Origin of the sequence: Stenotrophomonas maltophilia group sp. Smal12, from assembly GCF_037079935.1 — a bacterium.
Taxonomy (GTDB): Bacteria; Pseudomonadota; Gammaproteobacteria; order Xanthomonadales; family Xanthomonadaceae; genus Stenotrophomonas; species Stenotrophomonas sepilia.
Genome location: NZ_JBAWUK010000034.1, coordinates 1 through 11997, shown reverse-complemented (window position 1 = coordinate 11997; position 11997 = coordinate 1). Strand labels below are relative to the sequence as shown.

The 11997-nt window shown below is 65.6% G+C and carries 10 protein-coding genes; 3 read left to right on the top strand and 7 right to left on the bottom strand.

Annotation, left to right across the window (positions count from 1 at the left end; translation table 11 throughout):
• The gene (locus WDC87_RS14830; RefSeq protein ID WP_164082332.1) at positions 1-627 is read left to right on the top strand and encodes a CoA transferase subunit B; all 627 of its coding nucleotides are present in this window, start codon (positions 1-3) and stop codon (positions 625-627) included.
• Here the strand turns inward: WDC87_RS14830 and WDC87_RS14825 are convergent.
• A complete protein-coding gene (locus WDC87_RS14825; RefSeq protein ID WP_336331310.1) occupies positions 624-3368 on the bottom strand; it encodes a rhamnan synthesis F family protein in 2745 nt (914 codons plus the stop codon). The genes WDC87_RS14830 and WDC87_RS14825 overlap by 4 nt on opposite strands.
• Before the next feature lie 239 nt (positions 3369-3607).
• Between WDC87_RS14825 and WDC87_RS14820 the strand changes: the two genes are divergently transcribed.
• Complete coding sequence (locus WDC87_RS14820; protein WP_164082330.1) at positions 3608-4195, top strand: alpha-ketoglutarate-dependent dioxygenase AlkB; 588 nt, start codon at positions 3608-3610, stop codon at positions 4193-4195.
• A gap of 76 nt (positions 4196-4271) precedes the next feature.
• Here the strand turns inward: WDC87_RS14820 and WDC87_RS14815 are convergent, their stop codons facing one another.
• Genes WDC87_RS14815 through WDC87_RS14800 form a run of 4 tightly spaced genes read right to left on the bottom strand, consistent with a single transcriptional unit; the run spans position 4272 to position 7790 of the window.
• A complete protein-coding gene (locus tag WDC87_RS14815; protein ID WP_053505572.1) occupies positions 4272-4913 on the bottom strand; it encodes an ABC-type transport auxiliary lipoprotein family protein in 642 nt (213 codons plus the stop codon).
• Complete coding sequence (locus WDC87_RS14810; protein WP_252744566.1) at positions 4910-5836, bottom strand: MlaD family protein; 927 nt, start codon at positions 5834-5836, stop codon at positions 4910-4912. Before WDC87_RS14810 ends, WDC87_RS14815 begins: the two co-directional genes overlap by 4 nt.
• Positions 5837-5839: 3 nt before the next feature.
• Complete coding sequence (locus WDC87_RS14805; protein WP_049465310.1) at positions 5840-6667, bottom strand: ABC transporter ATP-binding protein; 828 nt, start codon at positions 6665-6667, stop codon at positions 5840-5842.
• Position 6668: 1 nt separating this feature from the next.
• Positions 6669-7790, bottom strand: coding sequence for an ABC transporter permease (locus WDC87_RS14800; RefSeq protein ID WP_049465308.1), 1122 nt, complete (start codon positions 7788-7790; stop codon positions 6669-6671).
• Between the two features lie 92 nt (positions 7791-7882).
• On the opposite strand from WDC87_RS14800, the gene WDC87_RS14795 reads away from it, so the two are divergent.
• Entirely contained in the window at positions 7883-9142 is a 1260-nt protein-coding gene (locus WDC87_RS14795) for a threonine/serine exporter family protein (RefSeq protein ID WP_046428410.1), read from the top strand.
• 91 nt (positions 9143-9233) lie between these two features.
• Here WDC87_RS14795 and WDC87_RS14790 read toward each other — a convergent pair whose 3' ends face one another.
• Complete coding sequence (locus WDC87_RS14790) at positions 9234-9617, bottom strand: H-NS histone family protein (RefSeq protein ID WP_010480700.1); 384 nt, start codon at positions 9615-9617, stop codon at positions 9234-9236.
• A 223-nt stretch (positions 9618-9840) separates the two neighbouring features.
• The gene (locus WDC87_RS14785; RefSeq protein ID WP_164082329.1) at positions 9841-11544 is read right to left on the bottom strand and encodes a proline--tRNA ligase; all 1704 of its coding nucleotides are present in this window, start codon (positions 11542-11544) and stop codon (positions 9841-9843) included.
• Between the last annotated feature and the right edge of the window lie 453 nt (positions 11545-11997).

The following is an 11997-nucleotide window of genomic DNA, read 5'->3' as shown; positions in this document are numbered from 1 at the left end:
ATGGCGTGGACCCGAGATGAAATGGCCGCACGCGCGGCGCGCGAGCTGACCGATGGCGCCTACGTGAACCTGGGCATCGGCCTGCCGACGCTGGTCGCCAACCATATTCCCGACGGCGTGGATGTATGGCTGCAGTCGGAGAACGGCCTGCTCGGCATTGGCCCGTTCCCGACCGACGCCGAGGTCGACGCCGACCTGATCAACGCCGGCAAGCAGACCGTCACCGCACGCGCCGGTGCCAGCTACTTCGGCAGCCACGACAGCTTCGCGATGATCCGCGGTGGCCACGTCAACCTGGCCATCCTCGGCGCCATGCAGGTCACCGACAAGGGCGACCTGGCCAACTGGATGGTGCCCGGCAAGATGGTCAAGGGCATGGGCGGCGCGATGGACCTGGTGGCCGGCGTGCAGCGCGTGGTGGTGCTGATGGAGCACACCGCCAAGAACGGCGAGCACAAGATCCTGGCCGAATGCACGCTGCCGTTGACCGGCGTGGGCGTGGTCGACCGCATCATCACCGACCTGGCGGTGTTCGACGTGACTGACAACGGCCTGTTGCTGGTGGAGGCCGCGCCGGGTGTCAGTGATGACGAGCTGAAGGAAAAGACCGGCGTCGCGTTCCGTTAGTAGGATCTGCCCACGGCTACATTGCCACGGCCACTGAAGTCGTCTTCGGTGGCCAAATCCTGCAGCCAGGCGCCTGCCTGCCAGGTGCCCTCGGCGAGCAGACGTAGCGGCTCCAGTACGCCGCCTTGATCGAGCGTGACGCTGGCAATGTCCGTATTGACTGCCGAGCACACATCGCTGATGAATGCGAGCGCGCCATTCTGCACTGCGGTGAGGGCGTCCAGCCCATGGCCCCCCAGGGTCTGTTCGCCGAATTCGCCGTGCACCATTCCACTCTTGTCGCGGAAATAGCCGTTGAACTGACCGTGCGGGGCACTTAGCAGTGCTTCCAGCAAGAGGTCGTGCTCCAGGATCAAGGATGAGCCTGAGGGATCGTTGCGGCCGTCGAAGTAGCGTGCTTCAGCCCAGCCTAATCCGTTCAACTGCTTGGCCGTTTCCCGCAATGCAAAGTACTGGCCGCCTATCGGTTCGCCGCTAAGGCGGATCAGATTGCGCTGGATGGTTCCTGCATAACCCAGGTCGACAACCATCGCCTGTTGCCCGCCGGTGGCTTCTGACAGGTGCTCTAGCCAGATCTGTCGGCTCTGACCGGCCAGCTCAAGGAGGGATGGAAGTGCAGGTTGCAACCAAAGAGAGACCGTGTCTGCCATTTCAGGTAGAAAAACATCGCGCTCCAGCAGCGTAGGGTCAACCCGGGCAATGACTTCCGTGGCCTGCGTGCCAAGGCGTGCCACAAGAAGTTGCCGCATGCTGCCGTTGAAGCTGCCGGCCAGCACGGCAGATAGATCTGCATCCGCTGCCAGCGCCGGCAAGGCAGTGGAGCGCCGTGATGCCAGAAAATACTCCGTGCGCAGCGCTTGCATTCCGGGATGGACCTTGGCCAACAGCGTCCAAGCCTGCTGCAGTAGATGGCCTTCACGAGCGAGCAGCAGGATTGAACCGACATCCCGCCGGCGGGCGGTAGCAGCGGTCGTCAACAGGAAATCAAGCAGGATGGGGCCCAACACGCAATAGCCCGCGTCCTCCGCTGCAAGTTGTGGCGACGGGTACACACGATACGGGGCAGTGTCGGCCAAGTACGTCAAACGATTGGCCAGCAACCCACGCCATAGCTGCTCAGGCCAAGGTGCCTGCGCTCCTGAGCGATGGCGCAGGGTACGCAGTGCGGGGACCATGTCGAACAGTGCGACGGGACGTAGCACATGGACCGGATTGATCAGGCCGGCACGTTGCGGCAACTGGATATCCGAATGTTCATTGTCGCCCACATGCAGCCAATGATTCCGAGGTGTTGCCAGCTGTTCCGCCCATCGCGCCCAGCTGTCATCGGCATCCTTGCGACGCCCGGTTTCGCAGGAGATCCACCAGGTGTCGGTTACGGCTTCCACCGCTGGCGGCAGTACGCTGCGCAGTACAGTTGCGGGCAGGTACATGTCCGACAGAGCGATCAGCCGTTTTCCGGCCAACACTGGTAGTGCTTCCAGAAGCCCCTGGCGCGGGCGCAACAGCGCCCGCTCCGTCTGCACTTCCAGTTCCAGCAAACGCTGCACCATGGCGCCGTCAAGGTGCCCGATGCGTCCCACCTGCTGGTAGATTTCGGCTAGTTCCGGATCGCGGCCCAAGCGTTGCCGTTCTGCGACCTCCGCGTCCTCGCGGATCTCGGCGAACGCAATCAATCCCGATATGCGTTCAGCACGAAGTGCCAGCAGTTGGCGCGCGCCATTTGGCGTCGTGAAGGGACGCAGAACCATCGTGTCGAATACATCCAGCGTCACTACCCTGGCTTCGATGGCTGCCATCCTTAGTTGCTCTGCCAGCGGATACCTGAAGGCAGCGCCGGCATTACGCTCACCTTCGGTGGCCATGTGGCGGCTGCCATCGGCCGGCAGTACGCCGATTCGATAGCCACGATCTCGAGCGATCAATGCGAAGAGACGTTCGATTGCATGCTGCAGAGTGCCATCGATCTGTCCCTCTTCTGCCGGAAACTCTTCCAGCGAAAGTCCCAGCTCAAACAGAGGCCGTAGGGCATCCACTCGCGCCCAGAACATCGAGCCGGCGGGGTAATCGAAGTAGCCGGTGCCGTCCCATCCCAGACCAAGACGAGCGCTCAATGCGCGACCAATTGAAGCGTTGGAAAGCCATGTATGTGCCCATGGCGGCAGTGACGCATGGGTTTCAGGGTAGACAAGCCCCAAATCCGGGGCCGCCTGCAGTACGCCGAGCAACCAAGCCAAGCGATCGCGGTCACCAAACAGCGACGACAGTAGATAGCGCCGCCACTGCTCCTGGACACCGCCGGTGTAAAGAGATTTCTTGGTGTGTATGTGGCCCACCACGTCCAGCTCTTGGATGCTGCTTTCAAATGCGAGCATCAGCGGCGCGATGTCGCGGCCCCGATTGGCTACCTTCGCTACCTGCAGGTCGATAAGTTTGGGGAGCTGAGCAAGCCTTGCACGAACCTGCTCTGCCGCGACGTCATCCACTACCGAGACCATAAGCCGGTAGGGAACTGGCATCTGTTCCAGCGACGAGGCCAGCTCTTCAATCAGGTCCGGATAGAAGATATGCGCCATCACTCCGACCTTCAATGAAATCAGCTCCAGGGGAACTGGCGCCGGCAATGGTTTGTCGCATAGTGGTGGAGTACTCGCGTGCTTGGTTGCGCTGGAAGTGCGCACGCGGCGCAGCAGTCCACCGATACCCATGGCGCGCGCGATCTTCAATGCGCGACGGATCACCGACCAAAGCCCAGGCAGCCCGCCTCCGTGGCGCTGAACCGAGCGTTCGATTGCATTCAGGTAACAACGAAGCCTCACCGTTCACTCCGGTGGTCAGATGCAGGGCAGGATTGGCAGGGTGAAAGGCGCGGCATCAGTTGCATCGGAAGGCTATGTCGGGATGGAGCATTGTCCCGCCTGTGACTTAGCCGGGCAAATAGGCCAAGCTGGGGGCTAAATTCATCTTCGGGCATAGCCCCATGCTTTTCCCCCACGACCTGCCCGACGCCGACGTCCAGCACCTGCCGGGCTGGCTGGCCGCAGCCGACGCCGACCGGCTCATGGGGGCGCTGCTGGCCGACGTGCCGTGGGAGGTCCACCGCATCCGGATGTTCGGCAACTGGGTGGATTCGCCGCGGCTGAGCTGCTGGATCGGCGATCCGCAGGCCCGCTACCGCTATTCCGGTGCCGAGTTCGTGCCGCACCCCTGGCCGCCCGTGTTGCAGGCCGTGCGCGAACGCCTGCAGGCCGAAGGCCACGGCCGCTTCAACAGCGTGCTGCTGAACCGCTATCGCGGCGGGGGGGACTCCATGGGCTGGCACAGCGATGACGAGCCGGAGCTGGGACCGGCCCCGGTGATCGCGTCGCTGAGCCTGGGCGCCGCGCGCCGTTTCCTGCTGCGCCGACGCGACGATACGGCGCGCAAGGCCGAATTCGTGCTGGGCCACGGCGACCTGCTGCGGATGGCCGGGCAGACCCAGCGCTTCTACCAGCACGCGCTGCCGAAGATGGCGCGGGTGCAGGGCGAGCGGATCAACCTGACCTTCCGCTGGATTACGCCGCGGTGACGAAGAAGGGGTCAGATCCCTTTCCGGCAGGCAAGGGATCCGACCCCGTAACTCGCGTGCCCGGCGAATGCGGCGATCAGCGCGCGACGGTCGGCTGATCGGCCTGCCCGCTCACCAGCGTCCAGCCCACCACATCCTGCGCCAGCTGCTGCAGGCCACGCTCGAACGCCGCGGTCACCGCCGGTACGTCGGTACTGCCGACCGGCTGCGCCTGGCGGAAAGTGCGGTCGGCCACCACGCGCTGGTCGGCGACGTGGATCAGCTTGGCGTTGACTTCGATCACCACGGTCGGCGTGGCCTGGCCCTGGTAATCCGATTCGAAGCGGCGCACGTCGGTGGACAGCTTGTAGTCGGCACGGATGCCGGCGGTGCTGCGCGCCACGCCGCGGATGCGGCCGGAGTCTTCAAAGCCACGCAGCAGCGTGTCCTCGATCATGTCGGTGGCCGGCTGCGCCCAGCTGGCGCCCTTGTAGATCTCCAGCTGCGAGGGCGTCGGCCGCACGTTGATGCGCGGGCTGTCGACCAGGCGCGCGGCGCTGGGCTTGGCCAGCACCAGCTGCCAGCTGGCCTGCGGCCACGCCGGGTCCGCCTTGACCTGCACGGACGGCGAGTACAGCGTCACTGCGGTTTTCTCGCTGCTGCCGAGGATGGAGCAGCCGCCCAGCAGGCCGACCATCGAAGCGGCCAGCAGCAGGCGCGGAAGGGGGGGCGTGCTCATTGGGGTTCGAACTCCTTCGGTGCGTCGCGGCCCAGCAGGTAGCGCGCGGGGTTGTTCTCGAGGCGGTCGCTGACCCGGCGCAGGTCGCGGATCAGGCCGCGCAGTTCGGTCAGCGTCGGGCCCAGCTGGACGAGGCCATCGTTGGCGAAGCTGTTGATCGCGGCGCGGTTCTCGCCAAGGATCGAATCGGCGTTGCCGGCGGCCGAGTCGAGCTTGGCCAAGGTCGCGTCGAGCTTGTCGATGATGCCGGGCAGCTGCTGCACCAGGTTCTTGTCCAGGCGCTCGATGGTGCCGTTGGTGGTCTTCAGCGTGGTGTCCAGGCTGCGGGCGGCATCGCGCGCGCTGAGCAGCAGCGCCTGCGTGCCCTGGTCGCGGTCGGCCAGGCCGCCGCTGATCGTCTCCAGGTTGGCCAGCGTGGCGTTGATCGAGGCCACGTTGCGGTCGCTGAGGATCTGGTCCATGCGCTCGACGATGCGGTTGGCCACATCGGTGATGTTCTGCAGCGCCGAGGGCGTGGTCGGGATGATCGGTGCCGGATCCTTGTTGACCGTGGTCAGCGCCGGCGACTGCGGCGTGCCGCCGCTGAGCTGGATGATCGACGGACCGGTCAGGCTGGTGATCGCCAGCTTGGCGCGGGTATCGGTCTTGACCGGCGTGTTGGAGTTCAGGCGGATGCGCGCGACCACCTGGCGCGGGTCGTCGGGCACCAGGTTCAGTTCGGTGATCGAGCCCACCGCGATGCCGTTGTACTGCACCGGGCTGCCCACCGACAGGCCGGTCACCGCCTCGCGGAAGACCACGCGGTACTCCTGCCAGGTGCGGTCGGAGGAGTATTTGGCCGCCCACAGTCCGAAGGCCAGCAGGGCCAGGCCGGTGATCAGGGTGAACGCGCCGATCAGCACGTAGTTGGCTTTGGTTTCCATGGCTCAGGCACTCTCGATCTGTTCGCCCCGCGCGGCGCGCGCGCGGGGTCCGTGGAAGTATTCCTGGATCCACGGATGATCCAGTTTCTCGATGTCCGGCAGCGGCGCATTGGCCACCACCCTGCGGTCGGCCAGCACGGCGACGCGATCGCAGATGGCGTACAGCGTGTCCAGGTCGTGGGTGATCAGGAACACGGTCAGCCCCAGCGCTTCCTGCAGGGTCTTGATCAGGCGGTCGAAGGCGGCCGCGCCGATCGGGTCGAGGCCGGCGGTGGGTTCGTCCAGGAACAGCAGCGGCGGATCCAGCGCAAGCGCCCGCGCCAGGCCGGCGCGCTTGCGCATGCCGCCGGACAGCTGCGAGGGCAGCTTGTTGATCGCATCGGCGGGCAGGCCGGCCAGCTTCACCTTCAGCAGCGCCAGTTCGTAGTGCCAGCGCTCGGGCAGCTCGCGGTGGTGTTCCTTCAGCGGCACCTGCACGTTCTCGCCCACGGTCAGCGAGGAGAACAGGGCGCCGTCCTGGAACAGCACGCCGGTGTTGCGTTCGATGTGCAGGCGGCTCTCGGCGTCGTCGGCACGCGCGTCGCGGCCCAGCACTTCGATCTGGCCCTCGTCGGGCGTGCGCAGGCCCAGGATCGAGCGCATCAGCACCGACTTGCCGGTACCGGAGCCACCGACCACGCCCAGGATCTCGCCGCGGCGCACGTCCAGGTCAAGGTCTTCGTGCACGGTCTGGCTGCCGAAGCGGTTGACCAGGCCGCGCACGCGGATGGCCAGCTCGTGGCCGTCGCCATCGCGCATGTCGAGCGTTTCAGGGGAAGAGGAAGTGCTCATGTCACCAGTCCATGTGCATGAACCACAACGCTGCGAAGGCGTCGATGATGATCACCAGCGAGATCGTCTGCACCACGCTGGAGGTGGTGCGCTCGCCGACCGACTGCGCGGTACCCTCGACCTTCAGGCCCTCCAGGCAGCCGATCAGGCCGATCACCAGCGCGAACACCGGCGCCTTCGACAAACCCACCAGCAGGTGCCGCACTTCCATCGTCTCGTGCATGCGCGCGATGTACATCTGCGGCGGGATGTCGAGGTCGAACGCACCGACGGTGATGCCGCCGGCCAGGCCCGCGATCATCGCGATGAAGGTCAGCAAGGGCAGGGTGACCAGCAGCGCCAGCAGTCGCGGCAGCACCAGCAGGTCGACCGGGTCCAGGCCCAGCGTGCGCATCGCATCGATCTCCTCGCGTGCCTTCATCGCGCCGATCTGCGCGGTGAACGCACTGGCGGTACGGCCGGCCAGCACGATCGCGGTCAGCAGCACGGCGAACTCGCGCAGGAAGGCGATGTTGACCAGCTCGACCACGTAGATCTCGGCGCCGAAGTCGCGCAGGATGGTCGAGCCGAGGAACGCGATCACCGCGCCCACCAGGTAGGACAGCAACGCCACCAGCGGCACCGCATCCAGCCCCACCTGTTCCATCTGATGCACGGTGGCGGTCAGCCGGAAACGGCGCGGTTCCTTGACCAGCCGGGCCGCCTTGACCAGGTTCTCGCCGAGGAAACTGCACAGGGCCTTGATGTTGTGGCCAGTGGCGTGGACGCTGACACCCAGCCGCTCCAGTGCCGCCAGCACGCCGAAATCGCGCTTGGCCCTGGGCCGGTCATCGGCCACTTCCTCGATGGTGCATACCAGCGCCTGGTGGTCCGGGCGGAACTGCAGCGCGTCTTCGTGGAGATCGGCGCGATGGGCCACGCGCAGCACCTGCAGCACGCCGGCCGAATCCAGCTGCTCGATGCCGGTGGCATCGATGCCGGTCAGCTTGTCGGGAACGCCGTGCAGGACCTCGGCCGCGGCCAGCGCGGTCTTCAAGGTCCAGGTGCCGGACAGGTGGATCAGGCCCGGGTCATGGGCATCCTGTTCGAGCTGGGGGGCGAGGTTCGGGGTGACGTGGGCCATTCGGGTCGCAGCATAACCGTTCTGTCCTGGGCATCGCGTCGAACTCGGATGAATTTCTCCGGTAAGCCCCTGCCTAGGTAATACTACGGCGCATGTCCGCAGATGCTCACACGATCCCCACGCCCCAGGCCACCTACGCGCAGCGCGTGGCCTTCGTTTCCGAGATCGCCGGGCGCCTGCACAGCTATGGCACCACGGCCCAGCGCCTGGAGACGGCGGTGGTGGCACTGGCCCGCCAGCTCGATCTGGATTGTGAACCGTGGTCGAATCCCACCGGTATCATCCTCAGCTTCAGCGACCCGGCGCAGGCCATCGGCTCCAGTGACATCACCCGCGTGATCCGCCTGGCGCCCGGTGAAAACGACCTGCACAAGCTCAGCGTTGCCGACCATATCGCCGAAGAAGTGTCCAACGGGCGGATGAGCATCGCCCAGGGCCACACCGCCCTGCGGCAGCTGGACAAGGATCCGGGCCGGCGCGGCAAGCTGCGCACGATCCTGTCGTTCACCCTGGGTGCGGCTGGCGTGGCCGGCATGTGGAAGCTGCCGTGGCTGGACATCGCCACCGCCGGTGTCATCGGCCTGATGATCGGCCTGCTCGGCATGGTCACCGACCGTCGCCCGGCCACCCGCGAAGCCGCCGAGGCACTGGCCGCGCTGCTGGCCGGCATGGTTGCCACCCTGGTGGCGTCCTTCATCGGCGCGCTCAACCTCAATACGGTGATCATCGCGTCGCTGGTGGTGCTGCTGCCCGGCATGTCGCTGACCAATGCGGTCAACGAACTGGCCAGCCAGCACTGGGTATCGGGCACCGCGCGCTTTGCCGGCGCGCTGACCACCATCATGAAGCTCAGCGTCGGCGCGATGATCGCGGTGACCCTGGCCGACGTGCTCGGACTGGACCCGGTGATACGGGCGGCGCGACCGCAGGGACCGTGGGTGGAGTGGGGTTCGCTGCTGACCGCGGCCTTTGCGTTCGCGATGCTGTTCAAGGCCAACCGCCGCGATTACCCGTGGGTGATCGCCGCCTCGGTGGCCGGCTATGCGATCTCCAAGTTCGGTGGCCACGCCTGGGGCGCGCCGGCCGGCATCTTCCTGTCGGCGATGCTGCTGACTGCCGGCGGCAACCTGTTCGGTCGCCTGGTCGGGCGTCCGGGCGCGATCATCCGCCTGCCCGGCATCATCATGATGGTGCCCGGCAGCACCAGCCTGCGCGGTGTGCTGACCCTGGTCCAGCAACAGGATGTCGGCGCCGGCCAGAGCGTGTTCCTCACCGTGCTCAACGTGGTGATGGCGCTGGTCGCCGGCCTGCTGTTCGGCAACCTGCTGATGCCGGCGCGCAAGACCCTGTGATGATGTCGGTGGGTGTGGACCTCGGTCCACACACCGGAGAATGAAAAACGCCGGCGTCCGCCGGCGTTTTTCATTGCATCCCGATCCGGCCTCAGGCCTTCTTGATCAGGAAATCTTCCGGCTTCTTGTTGCCCTTGGCGGTCAGTTCAGCCATCCAGCGCGGCTGCTTGCCACGGCCGGTCCAGGTTTCCTTCGGATTGGCCGGGTTGCGGTACTTCGGTGCCACCTTGCCCAGCTTGCGGCCGGCGGTCTTCGACGGCGCCTTGGCGGCCGGGGCGGCCTTGCGCGCACGCGTGGCCGGGGCGCTGCCGAACAGTTCTTCGATGGTGTAACCCTCGGTCTTGGCCAGCTTGGTCAGCTGGGCCCGGACCTTGGTGATCGGCCGGCGCTTGGCGACGATGGTCTGCTGCTTCTTGGCGGTACGGATCAGGGCGCCCAGCTCGCGTGCTGACAGGCCGGTCAGGTCAATGCTCATTTACGGTTACTCCGGAAACTAATGTGTGGACGGGACAAGCCAGTCCATGGCGTCGGCGGACAGAATAGAGATGAATTAATCACAGCACAAATGCAGGCGGGTCATGCCGTGGCGGCATGCAGGCGCCGTCGCGGTGATTTTGACCGGATTATGTCCGCTGCAATATCGGGGAAGGCCGCGGCAGACAAAAAAAAACCGGGGCAGGCCCCGGTCTTTTTGCCGATCAGCCCTGCAGGCGCTGCAGCAGGGAGGCCTTGTCCAGGCTTTCCGCTTCGCTGGCGCGGCGCGAGCGGTATTCGTAGGTGCCGGCGGCCAGGCCACGTTCGCTGACCACCACGCGATGCGGAATGCCGATCAGTTCCATGTCGGCGAACATCGCGCCGGGACGCAGGCCACGGTCGTCAAGCGCGGCGTCCAGGCCGGCGTCGCGCAGTTCCTGCAGCAGGCTGGCCGCGGCATCGGCCACGGCGGCATCGTTCTTCGGATTGATCACGCACACCACTACCTGCCACGGCGCCATCGCGTCCGGCCAGATGATGCCGGCCTCGTCATGGTTCTGTTCGATCGCGGCAGCCACAACCCGCGAGATACCGATGCCGTAGCAGCCCATCGCCATCACCGCTGCCTTGCCGTTCTCGTCCAGCACGGTGGCGTCCAGCGCCTCGGCGTACTTGCGGCCGAGCTGGAACACATGGCCGACCTCGATGCCGCGGGCGATCTTCAGTTCGCCGCCGTCCACGGCACGGTCGCCGGCACGCACGTTGCGGATGTCGGCCACTTCCGGTTCCGGCAGGTCGCGGCCCCAGTTGACGCCGGCCAGGTGGAAACCGGCTTCGTTGGCGCCGACGACGAAGTCGGCCATCGCCGCTACTTCGCGATCGGCGACCACGCGGATGGCCTTGGCCGGGGCGACCGGGCCGAGGAAGCCCGGCACGCTGCCCAGGTGCTCGGCGATCTCTGCCTCGCTGGCGAAGCGCTGCTCGTCCAGGCCGGCGACCTTGGCCAGCTTGATCTCGTTGACTTCGTGGTCGCCACGCACCAGCACCAGCACGAACTGCTGGGCCTCGCCTTCGCCGGCGATCAGCGCCACCGACTTCACCGTGCGCTGCAGGTCGATGCCGAGCAGGGCAGCGACGTCCTCGCAGGTCTTCTGGGTGGGGGTATCCACCTTGCGCATCGCTTCGGTGGCGGCGGCACGCGGTGCCGGATCGGCGGCGATCGCCGCTTCCATGTTGGCCGCGTAGTCCGAGCCGGTGGAGAACACCAGCGCGTCCTCGCCCGAATCGGCGATCACGTGGAACTCCTGCGAGGCATCGCCGCCGATCGCGCCGGAGTCCGCCTGCACCATGCGGAAGTCCAGGCCGAGGCGGGTGAAGATGCGGCTGTAGGCCGACTTCATGTTCTCGTATTCGCGCACCAGGCACTCATCGTGCAGGTGGAACGAATAGGCGTCCTTCATCAGGAATTCGCGCGAACGCATCACGCCGAAGCGCGGGCGGATCTCGTCGCGGAACTTGGTCTGTACCTGGTAGAAATTCACCGGCAGCTGCTTGTAGCTGGACAGCTCGCTGCGCGCGAAGTCGCAGGCGGCTTCTTCGGCGGTCGGGCTGTAGCAGAACACCTGGTCCTTGCGGTCCTTGATCTTCAGCAACTGCGGGCCGAACTTCTGCCAGCGGCCGGTCTGCTCCCACAGTTCCTTCGGCTGGATGGTCGGGATCTGGAATTCCACCGCACCGGCCCGGTCCATTTCCTCGCGCACGATGCGTTCGACCTTGCGCAGCACGCGCAGGCCCAGCGGCGACCAGGTGTACAGGCCCGATGCCAGCTTGCGGATCATGCCCGCGCGCAGCATCAGCCGATGGCTGGTCAGCTCGGCGTCGCTGGGGGTTTCCTTGGTGGTGTGCAGGTGGAACTGGGAGAGGCGCATCGTCGGCTTCGGATAACGGCAGAGACCTCTATTCTGCCAGCCCGGCCGGGGGGAGGGGTATCGGCAGGGCCGCGCCCTGCACCTGCGGTAGTGCCGGCCGCTGGCCGGCAACCTCAGAAGCAACAGCCGAAGCAACAACGGGTTATGCGGCTCACGCCCCCCAACCGGACCCACCCCGCCTTCGACAGTTTCCTGCGAGCTGTCGGAATGGCTCCCGGGGTGGGGGGGGGGTTTTGGCACCAAAAACAAAACCCCCCCCCACAAAAAAATAAAAAAACAAAAAATAAAAAAAACATACCTGGGTTTAAAAAACCAAACCCCCCAACCAGATAATTTTTTAATATACACACACCCCATAAAAAGCCATATAATATTTTTTGTGTTTTGGTTTGTTTTTTTTGTGGGGGGGGGGGGGGGGGGGGGGGGGGGGGGGGGGGGGGGGGGGGGGGGGGG